The sequence below is a fragment of the Streptomyces sp. NBC_00536 genome (genome assembly GCF_036346295.1).
Classification (GTDB): domain Bacteria; phylum Actinomycetota; class Actinomycetes; order Streptomycetales; family Streptomycetaceae; genus Streptomyces.
This window is the reverse complement of record NZ_CP107819.1, coordinates 3,924,744-3,945,763: the sequence shown is the minus strand read 5'-3', so window position 1 is coordinate 3,945,763 and position 21,020 is coordinate 3,924,744. Positions and strand designations below refer to the sequence as shown.

Here is a 21,020-nt window from a genome sequence, read left to right as displayed (position 1 = left end):
ACGAGCCGCACGATCCGGACGACCCGGACGAACAGAAACGTGAAACGTGGAATGGGGACAGCAATGGCAGGAGAGCGGATGCTCGACGGCAAGGTCACGCTGATCACGGGGGCCAGCAGTGGCATCGGAGCCGCCGCGGCCCGGGTGTTCGCCCGGGAGGGGGCCCGGCTCGTGCTGGCCGCACGTCGCGAGGTCCGCCTCAAGGAGCTGACCGACGAGCTGCGGGCGCAGGGCGCGGAGGTCGAGTACGCCGTCACCGACGTGACCCGTGCGGGGGACACGGCCGAGGCGGTGGCCGTGGCGGTGCGCCGCTTCGGCCGGCTGGACTGCGCCTTCAACAACGCGGGCTGGGGCGTCGGGCGTTCGCCGCTGCACGAGATGGGCGACGACCTGTACGACCAGATCATGGACGTGAACGTCCGGGGCACGTGGAACTGCCTGCGGGACGAGATCGCGGCCATGCTGGAGACCGGCGGCGGCACGATCGTGAACAACAGCAGCGTCGGCGGCCTGCTGGCCACCCCGGTGGCCGCACCGTACGTCGCCGCCAAGCACGCGGTGATCGGCCTGACCAAGGCCGCCGCCGCCGAGTACGCCGCCCAGGGGATCCGGGTCAACGCCGTGGCCCCGGGGACCACCCGGACCGAGGTGGTGGAACAGTGGTTCGCCGCCGTTCCAGGCGTCGAGGCCCAGCTGCACGCGGCGACCCCGCAGCCCAGGACGGCGGAGCCCGCGGAGATCGCGGAAGCGGCCGCGTGGCTCCTCAGCTCGCGTGCCTCCTTCGTCACAGGCGTCACGATGCCTGTGGACGGAGGCTTCACCATGGTGTGAAGCTGTACTCAGAGGTACGTACCCGGGGGCATGTAATGCCGATCGATCGGGGGCATGGAGAGGGACAGAACGACTGATGAGGACTGAACGACCCCAGGTGAAGCAGGACCGCGCGGTGCGGACGCGCCAGGCCATCCTGGAGGCTGCCGCCCTGGTCTTCGAGGACCGGGGCTACGACGCGGCGAAGCTGACGGACATCGTCAAGATCGCCAGAGTCACCAAGGGCGCCCTGTACTTCCACTTCGACTCGAAGGAAGACCTGGCGCAGGCGGTCATCGACGCACAGGTCAGTGTCGACCCCGCGTTCACGCCGCAGGAATTCAAGGCACAGCAGTTCGTCGACATCGGCATGATCTTCTCGCACCGCCTCCAGCACGATGTGCTGATGCGCGGCAGCGCACGGCTCACGCTGGAGCAGAACGGCCGGTCCCTGGACCGGGCGGCGCCCTACCAGGGGTGGATCGACCTGCACACCGAGCTGATGACGGAGGCCAAGGCCCGCGGCGAGCTGCTCTCGCACGTGGATCCGGGGCAGCCGTCCCGGCTGATCGTCGGCTCGTTCGCCGGACTCAACGTCATGTCGCAGACCCTCGGCCTCACCCTCGACGAGGAGGTTTCGGCGCTGTACACGAGCGTGATGCCGAGCCTGGTCGTCTCGGCCGTGGCGATCCGGCTCGACACGGCTCCCGGCCGTGGCGGCCGCGCGCTGCACGGTGCGCAGGGGGCGCACCTGTGTGACTGCGACGGGCTGCGGCAGTTCCCCGGCGATGCCGAGGAGCACGTCGCCTGACCTCACCGGCGCGCTTTTCGCCGGCCCTCTCCGCCTCACGGCGGGGAGGGCCGGTTTTTTTGTGCCCCGGCTCATTTTTTGTGCCCCGGCTCACGTGACTCGTGCTGCGCAGAGCGTTCCCTTGAAAAAAACTTCCGGGTATTATTTTTTGAGCAAGGTCCGGTATTCGCGCGGATCCTGACGCGTCGCACCCTGGGGAGGGGATTCATGGACATCGAAGTGCTCGGCGGGCTTCGCGCCCTGGAGAACGGCGTGCCCGTGGTCCCCCAGACCCAGCCCGCCCGTCAGGTGTTCGCCGTACTCGCCGCCTACGCCGACCAGATGGTGCCCACCACCGTGCTGGCCGCCGAGCTGTCGGCGTACGCACCGGACGGCGAACACGCCCGCTCGGTGCTGCTGACCTCGATCCGCCAGATCCGTGAACTCCTCGCGGGAGCCGCCGACTCCGCCGGGCGGCGCACCCCCGAGGCCGTACTGGTCTCGCTGCCCGGCGGATTCTTACTGGACACCGATGGCGGCCGCAGCGACCAGGGCGAATTCGCCCGGGAGACCGGCGCGGGCTACCGGGCCATGGCCCGGGGGGAGTTCGCCGCCGCCGCCCGGCGGCTGCGCGGGGCGCTGGGGCTGTGGCGGGGTCCGGCCTTCGAGGGGATCGAGGCCGGTCCGCGGCTCGCCGCGCGGATCGCGGACCTGGAGGCGACCCGGCTCTCGGCACTGAAGCAGTGGGTGGAGGCCGAGCTGGCGCTGGGCCGGCACCCGGAGCTGCGGACCGAATTGCGGGCCGTGATGGCCGGAAAGTCCCTCGAAACATACCGAACCCTGGCAGATGCACTCGGTTCGGACCTGGGGTCCTGTCCGGCCGACACCACCCGCGCGCTGCGCCGGGTCCTGCTGCCAGGTCCGCCCCCACTCGTCCCCATGGCCGCCTGACCTGCGGCGTTCATCATGCGGCAGGTCTTCTGGGCCGTTTCCTGCGATCCGGTCCTTTTTCGTCGCCCCGCCGGATGAGTCATCATTCCGGCAGGTATGTTTCTAGTGGAAAGTGTCACCTCATGAACCACCGCACCTCCTCCCGCGCCTGCCGGGCCACCGTTCCCGGCCACCCGTCCGCGAGTGACACGGGATGGCTCTGACCCCACCTCCGCTGATCGTGGTGGTCCACGGAGGGCGGGCCTGCGCACAGGCTTTCGTGGCGCGCGACGGCGCCGCGGAAGCCGGTGCGCGCAGCCGCCTCGTCGCGGTCGCGGACCTGGCCGTCGGGGACCCGGGCTCGGGGGGCCCGGGCTCCGGGGGCCCGGGCTCCGGGGGCCCGGGTGAGGAGCAGTGGGAGCTGCTGGCCGAGGCCGACGGCATCCTGTTCGGCGCGCCGCTGCCGCTGCCGGAGGCGCTCGCGCGGGGCGGCTGGCAGGGGAAGCCAGCCGCCGGGTTCGTGCGCCCGGACGGGGACGCGGAGGGGCGGCTGCGGGAACTGGCCGCCATGGCGGAGGCGTTGGGCATGTCCTGGATCGGACCGGCCGGGCCGCCGGGGCGGTTCGTCGGCCCCGGCCCGGATCCGGTGCTGGACGCCGTGCGCCGACTGGGCTCGCGGATGGCCCGGATGGCCCGGCTCGCGGGCGCCGCGCCCGGTGGGGTGAGTTGACACACGGCCGGGACCGGCCGTGTGCGGCGGGCTCCGGCGCAGCACACTCGCTGGATATGGGTGCTGCGTTTGTGGAAGAGCCCGGCGCCGCGGATGCCGTGCGCCGCCTCGTGGCCGAGGGGGTCACGCCGTGGCTGGAGGGAATGCCGGGCGTGCGGCCCGACGGGATGCGGGAGTTCGCGGACCGGCTGGGGGTACGGAACCTGCTGTACGGGGTGCCGAGGCGGCCCGCGGCCGTCGGCGCGGTGTGCGACGTACTGCTTCCGCTGGGCGGGCTGGTGGCGGCGCCGCCACCGGGGGACGGGACCTCGTACGCGGCGGCCCGCGCGCTGGTGGCGGCCGTGGACCGGCCCAACCTGATCGTCGTGCTGTCCGCCTCGGGGGAGGGGCCGGCGGCCGGTGCGCGGCTGCTCGGGGAGGGCATCGGGGTCTGCTTCGGGCAGATGACGGGTCCCAGGACGTACGAGGGGGTCCTGGGTGCCTGGCTGGGCGGTCTGGAGCGGGCCCGGGAGCGCGGCCTCGACCTGGCGGAGCTCCCGGCGTTCGCGTCGCTGTGCGTGCGCGAGCTGGGTCCGCTGGCCGTGCCGACGGCCCGGCTGCTGTACGCGCGCTACGACCGGGCGCTCGGCGGGATGCGGTGGCGGGCCCTGGCGGCGGCGGGCGCCCGCCCGCACCGGCTGATGTGGACGGAGCTGGGCGACCGCGCGGAGGACCTCCCCGGCCTGATCGGCTGGGGCACCTCGGCGGCCCTGACGCTGCGGGCGGTCCAGTGCCTGCCGCCGCTGCGGGGCGACACGCTGAGCCCGCCGTGACCCGGGGGCGGAACCCCGCCCCGCCCGCCGCCCCGGTCCCCGTCCCGCCCGTGCACCCGCTCTGACCAGCGGAAGTCCGGCGGGAAGCTCACTTGACCACGAACACGGCGGAACCTAGGTTCGGATGGCTTGATTCGTACCAGTACGTCGGGGAGCGGGGGAACGGGGCGCATGGAACGAGCGGCGGACACCGCCGGGAACGCCGCCGGGGGCACGGCGGCGGCACTCGCCGTCCTGGAGCTGCTGGCCGCCGGCGCGCCCGCGGCCGCCTTCGACGCGCTCCTGCCCACGGCGGATCCCGGGCTGACCCGGGCCGTGGCCCTGGCCCACGAGATCCGCACCCGCACGGGGCCCGTCGCGGCCGCGGACCCCGTGGCGGCCGACCCCCCGGAGGACGACGGCCCGGCGGGCGGTGACGGGCTGGTCGCCCTCGTCGACACCGCGCACGACCTGACCTCCGCCTACGACCTCGACAGCCTGCTGCGCGTCATCGCGCGCCGGGCCCGGCGGCTGCTCGGCCTCGACGTGGTCTGCGTCACCTTCACCCGGCCCGACGGGACCTCCTACCCGCACCTGTCCGACGGCACCGCCGCCGGGTACGAGGCCGGGCTCGGGATCGGCTCCGCCGAAGGGCTGGGGGCGCTCGTCCGCGAGCGCCGCGCCCCCGTGTGGAGCGCGGACTACCCGCACGACACCACCCTCGCGCACGCCTCCGGCGTGGACACCGCGGTCCGCGCCGAGGGCGTGCGCGCCGTCCTGGCCGTCCCGCTGCGCCACCGCGAGGGCATCCTCGGCGTGCTCTACGGCGCGGACCGCCGCGTGCGGTCCTTCACCCCGGCCGAGGTGGGGATGCTGCTGTCGCTGGCCGACCTGGCCGCCGTCGCCATCGAGAAGGCACGGCTGCTGGAGCGGGCCCGCGACGAGGCGAGCGAGCTGGAACGGTTCGGCACCGTCACCGACACCACCCTCACCCGGGTCCGCTACCTGTGGGACTGCCACGCCCGCCTCGCGCGCCTGGTGCTGGACGGGGCCGGGCTGGCCACCCTCGCCCGGACCACCGCGGACGCGCTGGACGGCGTACTCCAGGTCCGCGATCCCGGCGGCCGCCCGCTGACCCAGGGGCCGGGGCCGGTCGGCCTGGACGAGGCCGCCGTCACCCGCGGCGCCCTGCACGCGCACACCGCCCGCCGCCCGGTCCGCCTCCCGCGCGAGGCCCCGGCCGCCGCGGGCGCGGACGATGACCTGAACGCCGACACGGGCGCCGACGCGGGCGAGGTGTGGGTCGCGCCCGTCACCGCCGGGGCCGAGGACCTCGGCGTGCTGGTGCTGCACGCGGCCGAGCCCCTCACCGAGGAGGACGTACGGCTGCTGGAGCTGGCGGCGCTGTCAGTGGCCTCCCTCATGCTGATCCAGCGCGGTACGGCGGCCGCGGAGGGCCCCGTCCACGACGAGCTGCTCCAGGAGCTGCTGGACCGCCCGCACCACTCCTCCGACCTGCACCTGCGCGAGCGCACCCGGCGCCTGGGCATCGACCTCGACGTGCCGCACGTGGTGGTCGTGGTCCGGCCGGAGGGCGGGGAGCTGGGCCGCGCCGTCGCGTGGGCGAGTTCGTACGCCTACCGGGTCGGCGGCCTCAAGGGCGTCCGCCGCGGCTGCATCGTGCTGCTGCTGCCCGGCGACGACGCCTCCGCCGCGGCCCGGCAGGTCTCGATGGAGGTCACCCCGCTGCTCGGCCACCCGGTCTCCACCGGCGCGGCGGGCCCGGCCAGGGGCCCCTCCGCGGTCGCCGGCGTGTACGAGGAGGCCGCGCGCTGCCTCGACGCGCTGACCGCGCTCGACGGCGCCGGAGGCACCGCCTCCCTGCGCGAACTCGGCTTCCTGGGACTGCTCCTGTCGGCGGACCACGACGTGGACGCCTTCATCGCGCAGGCCCTCGGCCCGGTCCTGGAGTACGACGCGGCCCGCTTCACCGAGCTGGCCCGCACCCTGGAGGCGTACTTCGAATCGGGCGCCAGCCCCACGCACGCCGCCGAGGCGCTGCACGTCCACGCCAACACGGTGTCGCGCCGGCTGGAGCGGATCGCGGAACTCCTGGGCGAGGGCTGGCAGAAGCCCGCCCAGGCCCTGGAGATCCAGATGGCACTGCGGCTGCGCCGCACCCGCGAGGTCCTCGTCCGCACCCGCCCCCCGACATAGCGGGAGGCGGGAGCCGGCATCCGGGAGCCGTCAGCGCAGGCGCAGCGCCCCCGGCGCCTGGCCCTCCATGATCTCGATCAGCCAGTCGAAGACCGTCGGGCCCTCCCCGCGCCGCGCCGCCGCCAGCTCCCCGGCCACCCGCTCGCGGTTGGCGGGGTGGCAGCGGGTCAGGCGCAGCTCCAGCTGGCGGGCGGTCTCGGCGTGCCCGAGCCGCTCCCGGGAGCGCGCGTGGTCGTACCACTCGAAGCGGAAGTCATCGTCGTCGGGCGTTCCGAACCCGCCGCGCAGACAATCGTTCAAAGCGTCGAGATTGCCCCCGAAGTACCCCTCGGGCCCGTTCACGGCCTCGCCGATCTCCCGCCAGAAGTCCTCCAGCGTCCCGATCCGCCGCCCGTCGAGCACGTACACCGCCGTGCCCAGGGCCGCCGCGGCCGCCTCCGCGAACGCGTCCGGGACGTCCAGCATGATGTTGTGCCCGCAGTCGTCGACCGGTACGACGCACACCCCGGCCGCCTCCAGCTCCGCGGCCCCGGCGAGCGCGCCGTCCTCGGCCGGATACAGGAAGGCGCGCGGGATCCGCAGCCCCACCAGCAGCTCCCGCATCGTGGGTTTGGTCCCCGCCGCGAGGTGAACGGCGCTGCGGTACAGGGCGGTCCGCCCCGCCAGCCGCATCGTCGCCCACCAGTGCTCCCCGGCCCGCTCCCGCACCTCGGCCCAGCCGCCCGCGAGGAACTCCTCCTCGCTGTAGCGCGAGATCCCGCTGCTCCCGGCCGGAACCGGAGCGCCGGGCACCGGCCGCGGTGCCGGGTCGAGGTTGGCGTCGACGAGCACGAGCCGGGACACCAGCCCCGGATGCCGGTGGGCCAGCACGATCGCCACGGCTCCGCCCATGCTGTGGGCGATCACCTCGGCCCCGGCGACCTCCGCCGCGATGAGCGCGTCGGCCACGGCGTCGGCGTGCGCCTCCAGCGTGTACGGGAACTCCTCGGGCCGGTCGCTGTGCCCGTGCCCCAGCAGGTCCAGCAGCAGGGAGCGCCGCCCGGCGAGCCGGGGGTGCGTCGCGGCGGCCGCGAAATACGCGGGCGAGGTGGCACCCAGCCCGTGCAGGTAGACCCGCGCCGGTTCCTCACCGGCCAGCTCGACCCACCGGATCCGGTCGCCCTCCCCGGTCACCACAGCACTGTGCACGACGAACCCCCGTCAATTTCCGAACGCATCACAGACCGATCCGAACGCATCACAGACCGACCAGCCCATTACGCGCCGACCCTAGACAAGATCGCGCCCGACCGGCATCCCGGTTTCCGACAGGCAGCGCGCGGCGTGCGCCACCGAGGCCATCGTCACGTGCCGGTGCCAGCCCGGCAGCGAGCGCCCCGCGAAGTCCCGCAGCCCGACCTCCTGCACGCTGCGCGCCGAGGTCACCGACACCCGCCGCGCCTGCTTCGTCATCCGCAGCAGCACCGCCGGGGTCACCGGCACCGGCCGGGCCAGGTCCGTCACCCACAGCTGCGAGGGCATGCTGCGCGCGTCGGTCCACTCGCCGAGCAGGGTCAGGTGGCGGCGCCGCGCGGGCGAGGGGTCCGGCATCATCACGCGCACCGCGGCCACCAGCGAGGTGCGCCGCTGCCCCGGGTACATCGGGTCGGCCCACTCGACCGGCGTGCGCAGCGCCCGTACGTTCTGCAGCACGTCCCGGGCCGCCAGGGTGCCCGCGCCGTGCCCGGGCAGCGCCGGGTCGGTCACCAGCAGCCGGGCCGCCGGGCTGATCCGGGCCAGCACCGGCAGCTTCGCGTCGGCGAAACGGTTCATCGTGGACCGGGTGCCGATGTTCTGGATGTCCAGCAGCACGGGCCGCGGCGGCACCGCGACCTGGCGCACCGCGTCCAGGACCCCGGTCACCGCGCACTCCTCGTACGTCTCCCCGGACCGCTCACCGCCCTCGAAACCGGTGCCCTCGGCGCTCGCGCCCGTCCCCTCCTCCGGCAGGTACAGCCGCCAGCCGACGGGCGTGACCACATCGGCCGAGGTGAACCAGATCCCGAAGGCCTGCTGGCCGCGGAACATCTGCCCGCGGTGCGGGTCGTACTGGCGGCCCACCCCCACCGAGTGCTCCCCGCCCTTGGGGATCGCCATCGGCTGGGCCACCCAGGCCGTCAGCGGCGAGGACTGCTCCAGGTACTGCGACAGCGCCGTGCGGATCGGCTGCCAGTCCCAGGTGGAACCGGCGATGAAGTGGTGCAGGCTCTGCTCGGCGGCGGGCCCGCCGATCTGCTGCGCGATGTTGCGGATCGACTTGCGGCCGGGCGTCGCCAGCAGGCCCCGCACGTACTGCAGGCCCTTCTCCCGCTGGTCCCGGCGCCGCAGCGATCCGAAGACCGCCCCGCACAGGTCCTCCGCCGCCTCGTGGGCGCGGTTCCCCGCATCGCCGTGCCCGGCGCCCGTACGGCTGCGCGGGCGTGTCGGTACCTGGCTCCTGATCATGGTGCTGGTGGTCACTGTCTTCCCCCGTAAGTCGACTGCCGACCTTCGCCTCCCACCGTCGTGTGCACCCCCCGCGCGGGGGGAGGTGTGCCGGGCACACACATCACGTCCGGTGTGGTGGGCCCCCCACCACGGGCCCGCGAGTACCGCAGACTGGGGGCATGTCGATTCACGAGAACCTGCTCGGCGGCCCTGCCCCGACCCACCTGCCCGACGACCCCGAGCCGCGCGAGGCCCTCGCCGCGGGCACCGACCCGGCCGAGGTGGCCGCGAAGTACCCGACCTCCTCGCTCGCCTGGGCGCGCCTGGCCGACGACGCGTTCGAGGCCGGCCGCCCCGTGGAGTCGTACGCCTACGCCCGCACCGGCTACCACCGCGGCCTGGACTCGCTGCGCCGGGCCGGCTGGAAGGGCCACGGCCCGGTGCCGTGGGAGCACGAGCCGAACCGCGGCTTCCTGCGCGCCCTGCACGCCCTCGCGCGCGCCGCGCAGGCCATCGGCGAGGAAGCGGAGTACGAGCGCTGCTCGACCTTCCTGCGCGACTCCTCGGCGACCGCGGCCGACACCCTGAACTGACCGGCCCGAACCGAGGCTCCCGTCGCCCGTGGGCCCGCCGGGGAGGGTGTGAACGTGGTCACCTTCCACTGGCGGGCCCCGTGGGCCCCCGGCTTATGATGCGAACAGGGGACCGGAGCTCCACTCACCCAGCAGGAAGGGGCGGACCGCTACCCGGAAGTTCATGTCGAGGAGACAGCGATGTCGGAATCCCTTGATGCCTCCGGAGCGAGCGGTTCGGACACCCCGAACCTCGACTTCGCCGGCACGACCCCCTACGAGGACTACGTCCAGGCGGACGTCCTCACCCACCTCCAGCACCTGCGCTCCGACGATCCGGGCGAGATGGTCTTCCTGGTCACCACCCAGGTCATGGAGCTGTGGTTCACGGTCATCGTCCACGAGTGGGAGACCGCGGCCCGCGCCCTGCGCGAGGACGACATCCCCGTCGCGATGGACGCGCTGAAACGATCCCTCCGCGAGCTGGAGGCCCTCAATGCTTCCTGGCGCCCCCTCGCCCAGCTGACCCCGGGCCAGTTCAACGCGTACCGCGGCGCCCTCGGCGAGGGCTCCGGATTCCAGTCCGCGATGTACCGCCGCATGGAGTTCCTCCTCGGCGAGAAGTCCGCGTCGATGCTGGTCCCGCACCGCGGCGCGCCGCGCGTCCACGCCGAGCTGGAGAAGGCCCTGGCCGAGCCCAGCCTCTACGACGAGGTGCTGCGCCTGCTCTCCCGCCGCGGCCTGCGGATCCCCGCCTCGGTCCTGTCCCGCGACCTGACCCAGCGCTACGAGCCCTCCCCGGTCGTCGAGGCCGTCTGGACCGAGCTGTACGCCGCCCCGGACACCCACGGCGACCTGCACCGCCTCGGCGAGGTCCTCACCGACGTCGCCGAACTGGTCTGGCGCTGGCGCAACGACCACCTGGTCGCGACCCGCCGCGCGATGGGCGCGAAGACGGGCACGGGCGGCTCGGCCGGCGTGACCTGGCTGGAGAAGCGCGCCACGAAGAACGTCTTCCCGGAACTCTGGACGGCCCGCAGCCATGTCTGAGACGCACGCAGCACATCCAGCCCCTGACCCGGCACATCCGGCGGGAGCGAATTCAGCCCCTCCGGCGTTTGAGGAGCGGGGTTCGGGGCGGAGCCCCGAGACGCCCGGCGCAGCCGACCTCCGGGCCCGCGCCGCCGACCTGGACACCGCCGACGACCTGGCAAAGCTCCGCACCCGCTTCACCCTCCCCGAGGACCTCGTCTACCTGGACGGCAACAGCCTCGGCGCCCTCCCGACAGGCGTAGCGGAACGCATGGCCGAGGTAGTGACCCAGGAGTGGGGCGAAAACCTCATCCGCTCCTGGTCGGACGGCACCTGGTGGACCGCCCCCGAGCGGATCGGCGACCGCATCGCCCCCCTCATCGGCGCGGCCCCCGGCCAGACCGTCGTGGGCGACTCCACCAGCGTCAACCTCTTCAAGGCCCTGGTAGGCGCCGCCCGCCTCGCGGGCGAGGGCCGCACCGACCTGCTGGTCGACGCGGCCACCTTCCCGACCGACGGCTACATAGCGGCCTCCGCAGCCCGCATGACCGGCCTGAACGTCGTCCCCGTCGACCCCGACCGCGCCGCCGAGGCCTTCGGCCCGTCCACCGCGGTCGTCCTCCTCAACCACGTCGACTACCGCACCGGCCGCCTGCACGACCTCCCCGGTCTCACGGCGGCGGCCCGCGCGGCGGGCGCGATCACGGTCTGGGACCTGTGCCACAGCGCGGGCGCCCTGCCGGTGGGTCTCGACGAGCACGCCGTCGACCTCGCCGTGGGATGCACGTACAAGTACCTGAACGGCGGCCCGGGTTCCCCCGCGTACCTGTACATCGCGGCCCGCCACCAGCAGGACTTCGACTCGCCGCTGCCCGGCTGGAACGGTCACGCGGACCCCTTCGCGATGACCCCCGGCTTCGCGCCCGCCGAGGGCGCGCTCCGCGGCCGGGTCGGCACCCCGGACATCCTGTCCATGCTCGCCCTCGAAGCGGCCCTGGACGTCTGGGAGGGCGTGACGGTCGAGGCCGTCCGCGCCAAGTCCCTCGCCCTGACCGACTTCTTCCTCGAATGCGTGGCGGCGTACGTGCCCCAGGGCGTGCTGGAGCCGGTCACTCCGGCCGCGCACGCGGAGCGCGGCAGCCAGGTGTCGCTGCGCACCGAGAACGCCTCGGCCGTCATGGCCGAACTGATCGCGCGCGGCGTCGTGGGGGACTTCCGGGCCCCCGACGTGCTGCGCTTCGGCTTCACCCCGCTGTACGTCGGTTTCGCCGACGCGGAGCGGGCCGCCCGGACATTGAGTCACGTACTGGGTCACATATACGAGTGATGTCGCGGCGAAACGTCACGGCAGGGGGGCGGGCGGGGCTACGGCTCCGCCCGCCCCCGCGTATGCGCCCCCGTACGCCCGGGGTGGCACGGAACGGCCGGTTCCAGCCTGATACGGTCCCGCTCTGCCCGGAACACATGTACCCGCCGGCTCTGCTGTCCCCGCTGTCCCACGCGTTACCGGAGGTTGAGCTGATGACGGACCCCGCAGTGGAACGTGACGCTGCCGAGGCCGCGTCGGCCTTCTCCCATCCGCCGGTCGAGCCCGACATCACCGCCGCCTACGGTGACCACCCCGACCAGATCATCGACTTCTACGCCCCCCGCGCCCCGGGCCCCGGCCCCGCACCGCTGGTCGTCGTCCTGCACGGCGGCGCCTGGCGCGCCCCGTACGACCGCCACCACATCACCCCCTTCGCGGACTTCCTGGCCCGCCAGGGTTTCGCGGTGGCCAACGTCGAATACCGCCGAGGCAGTTCGGTCCCGCACCAGCACGCGGAGGCCCCGATCGCGGGCCGATGGCCGGAAACCTTCGACGACATCTCATCCGCGATGGACGCCCTCCCCACCCTGACGGCGACCGCCCTCCCCGGCATCGACCCGCGCCGCATGGTGATCACCGGCCACTCGGCGGGCGGCCACCTCGCCCTGTGGGCCGCCGCCCGCCACGTCCTGCCCGCCGACGCCCCCTGGCGCCTCCCCGCCCCGCCGCAACTGCGCGGCGTGGTGGCCCTGGCCCCCATCGCGCACTTCACCGAAGCGGAATCCCGCAACGTCTGCGGCGGCGCGACATCCCAACTCCTGGGCGGCCCACAGCGCTTTGTGACCCGCCTCCCGTACGCCGACCCGGCCTCCCTCCTCCCGACCGGCATCGCCACGGCCGTAGTCCAGGGCCGCGACGACATCGTCGTGCCGCACGAGGTCGCGGAGGCCTACGTGGCCGCCGCCGCCCACGCGGGCGAAATGGTCGGCCTCACCATCCTGGACGGCGTGGGCCACTTCCCCCTGATCGACCCCTCCGCCGACGCCTGCGCGGTGGTCTCAGAGGAGATCGCCCAACTGGCCTGGTAGCAAAGGGCGCCCTGCGCCCTACAGAACCGGCTCACCGACCGCGTCCAGCGCCAGCCCCCACGGATAAGGCCGCTTCTCCCCGGACTCGTTCGGCTCGAACCCTCCCGCCCCGAACAACACCCGCACCCCCGCCGTACGCAGCGTCTCCAGCGACAGCGGAAACTGCGGATGCCGTACGTACGCCGAGTTCACGCACGGCATCACCGTCATCGGAATCCCCTTGCCGATGCCCTCCGCGACGAACCCGACGAGCCACGACCCGGTGATCCCCAGCGCCCAGCAGTTGACGGTGTTCATCGTCGCCGGAGCCACGAGCACCGCGTCCGCCACCGGCCACACATCCGCCTGCCCGGGCTGCTTGTACCGCGAACGCACAGGATGCCCGGTCAGCGCGGCGAGCCCCGGAAGACTCTCCTCCAGCCACTCGGCGGCCGCAGGCGTCAACCCAAGACACACGTCCCACCCACGCCGCTGCGCCTCCTCGATGACCCCGGCGATCTCAAAAACGGGCGGCGCGGCCGAACAGAGCAGATACAGCGTCCTCGTCGTCATGAGCCCGAGCCTAGGCAATCGTCGTGGATCTGCGTGGAGTCGGGCCGATCGGTAATCCGATCTGCTGTGCACGAGTAGCGTCTTCGATGACGAGTCTTGGACGGAGACGAGCATGCCTCTACCTGACGATGACCACATCGGTTCCCGGATCCGGGAGCAGCGGCGGCTCGCCCGCCTGACGCAGCGCGAGTTGGCCGACCGGATCCCGTACAGCCTCAGTCTCCTGAACCAAGTCGAGTGCGGCGCGCGCCCCGCGACTCCCGGTTTCGTGGCGGCGGTGGCGGCCGCGCTACGGGTGGACACATCCAAACTGACAGGCCCCCCAGCGGCGACCGCTCTCCCTCCCGACCGGCTGCTCGCATTGGTCGCCCCGATCAGGGAAGCGCTCGACCGGTTCGACCTCGGACCGAACCACGACCTCACCGCGCTCCGTGCGACGCCGCGGCTGATTGCCGAGGCGGACGCCGTGTGCCAGCAGGTACGTGCCACCCACCTCCGGGCTGCGGCGAAGACGTTGCCGCCGCTGATCGTCGAGTTGACGCACACGGTGTGGTCGGCTCCGTCGACCCCCGCATGGGGAGCCCTCGCTTCCGCGTATCGGACTGCGCACGATGTGGCGTTGAAGCTGGACCACCCGGATCTCGCCCGCGTGGCCCTGGACCGCATGGGCTGGGCCGCTGACCGGGCCTCGGACCCGTGCATCGAGGCAGTGCAGCGGTACAAGCGAGCGACCCTGTGGCGCTGTGCGACGAGCGCTCCGCTCATCACCTCCGGACAGGCGTTGCTCGCGAGGGAAACGAGCCGCGAGGCCCTTGCCGTGAACGGGCAACTACACCTCGGGCTTGCAACCGTGGCTGCGAAGAACAACGACCCCACCGCGGTGGAGACTCACCTCGCTGCGGCACGAGAGATGGCCGCCCGTGTCGGGGGCGAGGCGGGCGATGTGCACTGGCTCAGCTTCGGGCAGGTCAACGTCAAGCTCCACGAACTGGGCACGTCAATCACGATGGGCAACTTCGATGAGGCCCTCGGCCGGGCCCGGACGCTCAAGCTGCCGGCCTCGACGCTGACGTCGCGGCGTGCCCGCTACCTCGTGGACCGGGCGCTTGTGGAGATGGAGGCGGGCTCGGCGGCGACATCGCTCAAGTTCCTGGCCGAGGCGCGAAGGGTGGCACCAGAGCAGACCCGGCACCTGCCAGGGACTCGGGCCACGATCCGGGGGTTGGTGCACATGTCGCGGCGGGCGCCGGACAGTTTGGGCGGGATGGCGCGTTGGGTCGGTCTGTAGCACTCACAGATCTGTGAGTAATCAGTGCTTGCCGTTCCGACACGGTGGGGTCATCACCCGCTGACGACGGTAGGGAGCACCGGCATGGACGTCAGGGAGACCGTCCCGAGCACAGCTTTCGTCTACGAGGAACACCCCCTCTTGCACCAGCGGGTCCGTGACCCCAAAACGGACCGAGAGGGTGAGCTGATGGCCGTGGTGTGCGAGCCCCTGGGGCAGGTCGCCGGGCGCCGGCATTACACCCGCACCGCATACGTCCGGGCGGCCAACGGCCTGGAGTTCACCGTGGCGCCGGACACCCTGGTGCGGCTGTGAGCGCGGCCACGGTCCGGATCTGCGCGGTCTGTGACCGCCCCATCCAGTCAGGCGGGTGGGAGTTCATCAGGCACTCGGCGTCCGGGGCCCGGCCGTCGGACTGGGTGCACGACGTCCGGGACCCGGCGTGCAATCAGGTCCGGCGGGCCGCGCGGTGAGCCGGGAGTCGCGGCTCGCTCAGGAAGTGGCGTACGTGCTCGCCCACGCGGAGCAGCCGCCGGACAGCGCGGTCACCGCGCAGTGGCTGGCGTACCTGACCGACGGCGGCAGCCTCGCCGCCCACGGGGTCCGGTGCTTCCACTTCCAAGCGGAGGGCCGCCGGACCATGGAGGCCGCGGCCGCCCTGGCCGCATGGCACATCGCGACCCGCCTCCCGCCCGGCTGGCCGAAGGCCGTCGCCCTCGCCGAAGCGATCCGCGACCTGCTCGCCGAAGAAGACCGGCACCAGGCCCGCCGCCGCGCACGGCGGGAACAGGCCCGTTGAGCCCGGTGGGTGGGGTGCCAGTGCTCCGCCGGGCCCGGATCGAGAAGTGACCGGAGGCGTCCCGGGCATCCGAGTGTCCTTCCGGGCCGTACCGGTCCCTCAAGGGCGCTCCTTCGTCGCGTCGCTTCGCGATGGCCTACGGCCACCCTTGACCGACCGGCACGTCCCGGAAAGCCACGGGCTGTCCGGTCCGCCGGGGGCGGGGCCGGGCGGCAGGACCGCTGTCGCCGCCCGCCGTCCCTCCCGCACCCGCCGTGTTCGCTCGACAGACCGCGACCGATCGCTACGCGCTTCTCCCTGCCCGGCGACTGCGGCCCGAGGGTGGCCGGGGCCCGCAGACGACCGGATCCGGTCGCCCTGCGGCCTCTGACCCGGGCCTACTTCGGACGGACGGGTCTGGAGGCGGGTCTGGTGCTCCCGATATTCCGGGCAGGGATCTTCTCCCGTCCATACGCTCTGATGCGATGAACAGACGTGTGCAGTACACGGAGCAGGTCGCGCGGTTCGTTGACGACTACATGCCGGCGTCGGACCGGGAGACGTTCCTGCGGATCGTCGACAGGATCACGGATGAGCCCGAGGGCGAAGGTACGCACCTCGTCTACACGAACGACCCTGTGACGCGTGGGGCGTGGGAAGACCACGTGATGGTCCACTACGTCGTGACACGTTCCTTCGTGGTCGTCATAGAGACCGACGTCTACGACGCGTCGCGCGGCTTCAACGAGTACTAGTCCCTCGGTGCGGTCCTGTCCCCTGACCCGGATCCACTTCGGATCAGCGGTCGCAGAGCCGGGAGAAGCGGCAATCGGCGGGTGGGCGGCTTCTGTCCAGCCCCAGCCCCAGCCCCAGCCCCAACCCCATGTGACCTGTGGTCGCCGGGCCGGGAGGAGCGCGTAGCGATCGTGGGCGCCCCCTGCCCGGCCGCACTGCTGGAGACCCCGGTCGTCGGGAACCGCTCCCCCTGGGCGTCTTTTGTCGGGGTCGTCCGCCAGGCATTGCATGCCTGCCGGTCCGGCGCGGCCGGTCAAGGGTGGAGCGCAGCGACATCGCGTAGCGACGCGACGAAGGAGCGCCCTTGAGGGGCCGGGTCGGACCGGGAACACCCTCGACTGGTGGATGGCCCCGACTGCCGAGGTTCGCTGATTCCGGTCCACGGTGATCCCGCCCACCCACAGCGGACGGACGGCGGCCAGCGGACCGGACACCCGATGTCCGAGGGCCGCCGCCTGGTCGTGCCGGGCCGCTCAGCCGGCCCGTGGGGTGCGGGGATCCGGCTCCACGCCCCGCGGAGCCGTGCCCCGGCAGGTCCGACGCCGGGCGCGCGGGCGACGTACAAAAAGCAGGCCCGCGTCAAGGCCCAGGCCCCCGCCCCCGGATGGGGTGATCGCGCACCGACACGCCGTACGGGTCCCCCACTTGGCCGCAGTGCGGCGGCAGGGTTCCGGCGAGTGCGCACTCTTCTGCGGAACCTCGGCCTGACCGCCGCCTCCCTCGCCCTCCTCGGGGCGACCACCCCCGCCCCGCCGCCCACCGAGGTGATGCACGGCCTGGGCTTCGACGCCTGCGCCGCGCCTCCCTTGAAGGCCATGCGCGCGTGGTACGGCACGTCCCCCTACCGGACCGTTGGCATCTACGTCAGCGGCAGCCAACGGCATTGCGCGCAGCCGGAACTGACGGCCGAGTGGGTCCGTCAGGTACGGGCGATGGGCTGGCGGCTGGTTCCCGCGCACGTCGGCATGCAGGCCCCCTGCAACGACTACCCGCACAAGACCGAGCGCTTCGCGCCCGCCCGCGCCGCCGACCAGGGGCGGGACCAGGCGCGGGAGGCGGTACGGGCGCTCACCGCGCTCGGCATCGGGAAGGACAGCCCCGTCTACCTCGACATCGAGTCGTACGCCGTCAAGGACGCGCCCGCGGAATGCGGCCGGGCCGTCGTCGACGCGGTGGTCGGGTGGACGCGGGAACTCAAGGCCTCCGGCTACCGCGCCGGGTTCTACTCCAGCCTCGGCTCCGGCGTCCGCGACCTCGCCGAAGCGGCCCGCGCGGGCCGTTCCCCGCTCCCGGAGGCCCTCTGGTACGCGCGCTGGGACCAGCAGGAGACGACGGCGGACCAGGGCCCGCTGACCGCCGGCCTGTGGCCGAAGGACGCGCGCATCCACCAGTTCGCGGGCAACGTGAAGGAGACCTGGGGCGGCGAGACCCTCACCATCGACCGCAACCGCCTGGACGGCCCGGTGGCGCGGTAGCCGTGCGCGTGGCGTGCTCCGTCACCCGAACGGGTGGTCCGTGCGACGCGCCCGCCCGCCCGGCGCGGGTCGCCATAGGCTCGCGCCATGCCGGGAACCACGCGCATCACCGTCACGTTGCCGACCGAGCAGGCGGAGGCCGTGGATCGTCAGATCCGCAACGCGCTCCTCGGCCAGGATCTGGACCGGTACGAGAAGGAGCACGGGGCCTTCACCGAGGCTGAAATGGCCGCCGCCGAAGCGGAGCTACGGAGGGGCCCATGACCCGCCACGCCCGAGGGGCGGACCGCGCGTGGCGGTCCGCCCCTCGGGCGTCGTACCGGGGTGGCGGCCCATGGGGCCGCCGGGGTCCGGCTACAGGAACGAGTTGATCTCGATCGTCTCGGTGCGGCCGGGGCCGACGCCGATCGCGGAGATCGGGGCGCCCGACATCTCCTCCAGCGCCTTGACGTACGCCTTGGCGTTCTTCGGCAGCTCGTCGAAGGTCTTCGCCTTGGTGATGTCCTCGGACCAGCCCGGGAAGGTTTCGTAGATCGGCTTCGCGTGGTGGAAGTCGGTCTGCGAGTAGGGCAGCTCCTCGACGCGCTTGCCGTCGATCTCGTACGCCACGCAGACCGGGATCTCTTCCCAGCCGGTGAGGACGTCGAGCTTGGTGAGGAAGAAGTCCGTCAGGCCGTTCACGCGGGTCGCGTAGCGGGCGATCGGGGCGTCGAACCAGCCGCAGCGGCGGTCACGGCCGGTGGTGACGCCGCGCTCGCCGCCGATGCGGCGCAGCGCCTCGCCGTCCGCGTCGAACAGCTCGGTCGGGAACGGGCCCGCGCCGACGCGGGTCGTGTACGCCTTCAGGATGCCGATGACGCGCGAGATCTTCGTCGGGCCGACACCCGCACCCGTGCAGGCGCCGCCCGCGGTCGGGTTCGAGGAGGTGACGAAGGGGTACGTGCCGTGGTCGACGTCGAGCAGCGTGCCCTGGCCGCCCTCGAACAGCACGACCTTGTCCTCGTCGAGCGCGTTGTTGATGATGAGGGTGGTGTCGGCGACGTAGGGCTTGATCAGCTCCGCGTAGCCGAGCATCTCGTCGACGATCTGGGCTGCGTCGATCGCGCGGCGGTTGTACAGCTTCGCGAGCAGCTGGTTCTTGCCTTCGAGCGCCGCTTCGACCTTCTGGGTGAGGATCGACTCGTCGTAGAGGTCCTGGACGCGGATGCCGATGCGGTTGATCTTGTCCGCGTACGTCGGGCCGATGCCACGGCCGGTCGTGCCGATCTTCCGCTTGCCGAGGAAGCGCTCGCCGACCTTGTCGAGGGTGACGTTGTACGGCGTGATGAGGTGCGCGTTGCCGCTCAGGAGCAGCTTGGAGGTGTCGATGCCGCGCTCGTTCAGGCCGCGCAGCTCGGAGAGCAGGACGGCCGGGTCGACGACGACACCGTTGCCGATGACCGGGGTGCATCCGGGGGAGAGGATGCCGGAAGGGAGAAGGTGCAGTGCGTACTTCTGGTCGCCCACGACGACCGTGTGGCCGGCGTTGTTGCCACCCTGGTAGCGCACTACATAGTCAACGGATCCACCGAGCAGGTCGGTGGCCTTTCCCTTGCCCTCGTCACCCCACTGAGCTCCGAGCAGCACAAGAGCGGGCACAGGCGTACACCTCTTCCGGATGGGGCATGTCCAAGGTCAGGGGGCGTACGACGATGTACACCGCAGGCTGAGCCGTCGGACCGGTACCCCGGAATAGACGAAGGCCCTGGCGCAATAGCGCAAGGGCCTCTTGCACAAAGATGCTACCCGAGGAAGGACCGAGGTGTCGGCTCCAGAGCCCACCATGAGCCATGCGGGCGCGCCGGTAGGCGGCCTGCTCGTGCTCGTCGACCCGGTCGCCCGCCGCCTCGACGGCGAGTCCGTGCGGATCGCGAAGGATGTCTTGTCGGCGGGGGCGGCGGCGAAGATCTGCCTCCCCGAGAGCCTTGAGGAGTTTGCGCGGGCCCTTGCCCGCCGGGGTCATCGGCAGCCGGTGATCGTGGGTGACGACCAGGCGCTCGTGCGCGCCGTGGGGCTGCTGCACCGGCGCCGCGAGCTGGCCGACGCGGCGCTCGCGCTGGTGCCCGTGGGGGCCGCCGGATCGCTGTCGCTGGCGCGCTCGCTGGGCGTGCCGGTGGGGGCGGTGGCCGGGGCGCGGGCGGTGCTCGACGGGGTCGTGCGCAGCCGTGACCTGCTGGTTGACGACAGCGACGGGGTGGTGCTGGGGGGTCTGCGGATCGCCGGGGCGCCGGGGCCGCCGGGTGGTTTCCCGGGGGGCGCGCGGGGTGCGGGTGGCGCGGGTGGTCGTTTTGGAGCGGCTGATTCCGGTTCCGGATCGGGATCCGGGACGGGCGCCGTGGCCGGGCTCGCGGTGGCGCGGGCCGCCGCGCCGGGGGCGCCCGGGGCGGGCGGTGCGCTGTCCGTGTGGAGCGCGTGCCGGTCGCTGGTGCGGACCCTGGTGCGGCCGCCCGTGGGCCGCGGCGCGGCTCCCGTGCAGCGGCTGCGGCTGCGGGTGGAGGCGGACGGAGTGCTGGTCAGCGATGTGGACCAGGCGGTGGCGGACGTGGCCGTGGCCGCCCGCGACGGATTGGTCGAAGTCGTTGTCCGGATGGTGGACGCCGGACCCGCGGTGATCGGGCGGGGGCTGTCCGTGACGGTTTCGGGGGCGGATTTCCGCTACCGCGCCGACCACGCCGACACCGGTCCGGTGCGCCGCCGGACGTGGACCCTGCGGCCGGGGGCGTGGGGGCTGACGCTGCCCCGGTGAGGACTGGAGCTGCCCGGTGAGGGAGGTGGGTGTGGGCGCGGGTGTGGGTTCCGGTTCGGGTGTGGGTTCCGGTTCGGGCGTGGGCGTTGGTTCGTGCGCGGGCTCGGGGCCCGATGAGGAGGCGCTGCGGGAGGCCGTGGGCGGGTGGCGGCGGGACGGGGTGCTGCTGTGCCTGCTGCCGGTGTTCTGGTGGCCCGCGGTGGCCGGGTGCGCGCTGGTGCGGCCGCGGGCTGCGGGGGCGCTGCTGCTGGTGGTGCTGCTGAGCCCGGTGGTGCTCGGGGTGCGTGAGCTGTACGCCGCCCGGCGGGCCGGGAGCGCACTGCTGACCCCGGTCCCCTGGCGGCCGTGCCACGTCACCGTGCGCCGGAGCCCGCTGCGGCCCCTGGTGCTGCTGCTCGGGGAGGGTCAGGGGGTGGTGACGCTGGGACCGCTCGGGCGCCGCGTCGTGCCGGGGCGGCCCTGGCCGCCGGGGTCGGCGCCGGACGCGGTGCTGTGGCTCGCGGGGGAGCCGGGGGCGGGGGAGCGCTGCTTCGTGTGGGCGCCGGGGGCGCGGCGGCTGGGGCGCGGGCGGGTCCGGGGGCTTCGGGGGCTTCGGGGGGTCCGGGGGTAGGC

The 21,020-nt window shown here is 73.1% G+C and carries 22 protein-coding genes and 1 pseudogene; 18 read left to right on the top strand and 5 right to left on the bottom strand.

Going from position 1 to position 21,020, the window contains the following annotated elements; all coding sequences use genetic code 11:
- Window positions 1–63 precede the first annotated feature (63 nt).
- The 6 genes from OHS33_RS17185 (at window position 64) to OHS33_RS17160 (ending at window position 6,268) form a co-directional block, all read left to right on the top strand.
- Window positions 64–831, top strand: a complete 768-nt coding sequence (locus tag OHS33_RS17185; protein WP_330331289.1) for a glucose 1-dehydrogenase — start codon at window positions 64–66, stop codon at window positions 829–831.
- Between the two features lie 76 nt (window positions 832–907).
- Complete coding sequence (locus tag OHS33_RS17180) at window positions 908–1,621, top strand: ScbR family autoregulator-binding transcription factor (protein ID WP_330331288.1); 714 nt, start codon at window positions 908–910, stop codon at window positions 1,619–1,621.
- A gap of 207 nt (window positions 1,622–1,828) precedes the next feature.
- A complete protein-coding gene (locus OHS33_RS17175) occupies window positions 1,829–2,551 on the top strand; it encodes an AfsR/SARP family transcriptional regulator (RefSeq protein WP_330331287.1) in 723 nt (240 codons plus the stop codon).
- A gap of 193 nt (window positions 2,552–2,744) precedes the next feature.
- Complete coding sequence (locus OHS33_RS17170) at window positions 2,745–3,260, top strand: hypothetical protein (protein WP_330331286.1); 516 nt, start codon at window positions 2,745–2,747, stop codon at window positions 3,258–3,260.
- A gap of 56 nt (window positions 3,261–3,316) precedes the next feature.
- Window positions 3,317–4,072 (top strand): hypothetical protein, encoded by a 756-nt coding sequence (locus tag OHS33_RS17165; RefSeq protein WP_330331285.1) that lies wholly within the window; start codon window positions 3,317–3,319, stop codon window positions 4,070–4,072.
- A 171-nt stretch (window positions 4,073–4,243) separates the two neighbouring features.
- A complete protein-coding gene (locus tag OHS33_RS17160; RefSeq protein ID WP_330331284.1) occupies window positions 4,244–6,268 on the top strand; it encodes a helix-turn-helix domain-containing protein in 2,025 nt (674 codons plus the stop codon).
- Between the two features lie 30 nt (window positions 6,269–6,298).
- On the opposite strand, the gene OHS33_RS17155 is transcribed toward OHS33_RS17160, so the two are convergent.
- The 3 genes and pseudogenes from OHS33_RS17155 to OHS33_RS17145 form a co-directional block, all read right to left on the bottom strand.
- Entirely contained in the window at window positions 6,299–6,670 is a 372-nt protein-coding gene (locus OHS33_RS17155; RefSeq protein WP_330335084.1) for a barstar family protein, read from the bottom strand.
- Between the two features lie 15 nt (window positions 6,671–6,685).
- Window positions 6,686–7,456 (bottom strand): annotated as a pseudogene (locus OHS33_RS17150) (alpha/beta fold hydrolase); the annotation flags it as partial.
- An 81-nt stretch (window positions 7,457–7,537) separates the two neighbouring features.
- Complete coding sequence (locus OHS33_RS17145) at window positions 7,538–8,752, bottom strand: IS701 family transposase (protein WP_443065453.1); 1,215 nt, start codon at window positions 8,750–8,752, stop codon at window positions 7,538–7,540.
- A 161-nt stretch (window positions 8,753–8,913) separates the two neighbouring features.
- Here OHS33_RS17145 and OHS33_RS17140 point away from each other — a divergent pair, with 161 nt between their 5' ends.
- The 4 genes from OHS33_RS17140 to OHS33_RS17125 all read left to right on the top strand — a co-directional run bounded on the left by OHS33_RS17140 (window position 8,914) and on the right by OHS33_RS17125 (window position 12,735).
- A complete protein-coding gene (locus OHS33_RS17140; protein ID WP_330331282.1) occupies window positions 8,914–9,327 on the top strand; it encodes a DUF3151 domain-containing protein in 414 nt (137 codons plus the stop codon).
- A 180-nt stretch (window positions 9,328–9,507) separates the two neighbouring features.
- Window positions 9,508–10,356: a tryptophan 2,3-dioxygenase family protein gene (locus OHS33_RS17135; RefSeq protein ID WP_330331281.1), complete on the top strand. Its 849-nt coding sequence runs from the start codon at window positions 9,508–9,510 to the stop codon at window positions 10,354–10,356.
- Complete coding sequence (gene kynU, locus OHS33_RS17130) at window positions 10,349–11,665, top strand: kynureninase (protein ID WP_330331280.1); 1,317 nt, start codon at window positions 10,349–10,351, stop codon at window positions 11,663–11,665. Before OHS33_RS17135 ends, kynU begins: the two co-directional genes overlap by 8 nt.
- 194 nt (window positions 11,666–11,859) lie before the next feature.
- Window positions 11,860–12,735, top strand: a complete 876-nt coding sequence (locus OHS33_RS17125) for an alpha/beta hydrolase (protein ID WP_330331279.1) — start codon at window positions 11,860–11,862, stop codon at window positions 12,733–12,735.
- Window positions 12,736–12,753: 18 nt separating this feature from the next.
- Here OHS33_RS17125 and OHS33_RS17120 read toward each other — a convergent pair whose 3' ends face one another.
- Window positions 12,754–13,287: a flavoprotein gene (locus tag OHS33_RS17120; RefSeq protein WP_330331278.1), complete on the bottom strand. Its 534-nt coding sequence runs from the start codon at window positions 13,285–13,287 to the stop codon at window positions 12,754–12,756.
- 112 nt (window positions 13,288–13,399) lie between these two features.
- Here OHS33_RS17120 and OHS33_RS17115 point away from each other — a divergent pair, with 112 nt between their 5' ends.
- From OHS33_RS17115 to OHS33_RS17090, 6 genes are all read left to right on the top strand, one after another.
- Window positions 13,400–14,575 carry a helix-turn-helix domain-containing protein gene (locus OHS33_RS17115; protein WP_330331277.1) on the top strand — a complete coding sequence of 392 codons (1,176 nt, stop codon included), beginning with the start codon at window positions 13,400–13,402 and terminating at the stop codon, window positions 14,573–14,575.
- Between the two features lie 84 nt (window positions 14,576–14,659).
- The gene (locus OHS33_RS17110) at window positions 14,660–14,890 is read left to right on the top strand and encodes a hypothetical protein (RefSeq protein WP_330331276.1); all 231 of its coding nucleotides are present in this window, start codon (window positions 14,660–14,662) and stop codon (window positions 14,888–14,890) included.
- Between the two features lie 127 nt (window positions 14,891–15,017).
- Window positions 15,018–15,374 carry a hypothetical protein gene (locus OHS33_RS17105; RefSeq protein WP_330331275.1) on the top strand — a complete coding sequence of 119 codons (357 nt, stop codon included), beginning with the start codon at window positions 15,018–15,020 and terminating at the stop codon, window positions 15,372–15,374.
- Between the two features lie 464 nt (window positions 15,375–15,838).
- The gene (locus OHS33_RS17100; RefSeq protein WP_330331274.1) at window positions 15,839–16,108 is read left to right on the top strand and encodes a hypothetical protein; all 270 of its coding nucleotides are present in this window, start codon (window positions 15,839–15,841) and stop codon (window positions 16,106–16,108) included.
- Window positions 16,109–16,825: 717 nt separating this feature from the next.
- Entirely contained in the window at window positions 16,826–17,623 is a 798-nt protein-coding gene (locus OHS33_RS17095; protein ID WP_330331273.1) for a DUF1906 domain-containing protein, read from the top strand.
- A gap of 87 nt (window positions 17,624–17,710) precedes the next feature.
- Window positions 17,711–17,887, top strand: coding sequence for a hypothetical protein (locus OHS33_RS17090; protein ID WP_330331272.1), 177 nt, complete (start codon window positions 17,711–17,713; stop codon window positions 17,885–17,887).
- Window positions 17,888–17,977: 90 nt separating this feature from the next.
- Here the strand turns inward: OHS33_RS17090 and OHS33_RS17085 are convergent, their stop codons facing one another.
- Window positions 17,978–19,261, bottom strand: coding sequence for an adenylosuccinate synthase (locus OHS33_RS17085; protein WP_330331271.1), 1,284 nt, complete (start codon window positions 19,259–19,261; stop codon window positions 17,978–17,980).
- A 184-nt stretch (window positions 19,262–19,445) separates the two neighbouring features.
- Here OHS33_RS17085 and OHS33_RS17080 point away from each other — a divergent pair, with 184 nt between their 5' ends.
- Window positions 19,446–20,408, top strand: coding sequence for a diacylglycerol kinase (locus OHS33_RS17080; protein ID WP_443065452.1), 963 nt, complete (start codon window positions 19,446–19,448; stop codon window positions 20,406–20,408).
- A gap of 79 nt (window positions 20,409–20,487) precedes the next feature.
- The gene (locus OHS33_RS17075) at window positions 20,488–21,018 is read left to right on the top strand and encodes a hypothetical protein (RefSeq protein WP_330331269.1); all 531 of its coding nucleotides are present in this window, start codon (window positions 20,488–20,490) and stop codon (window positions 21,016–21,018) included.
- Window positions 21,019–21,020: the final 2 nt, after the last annotated feature.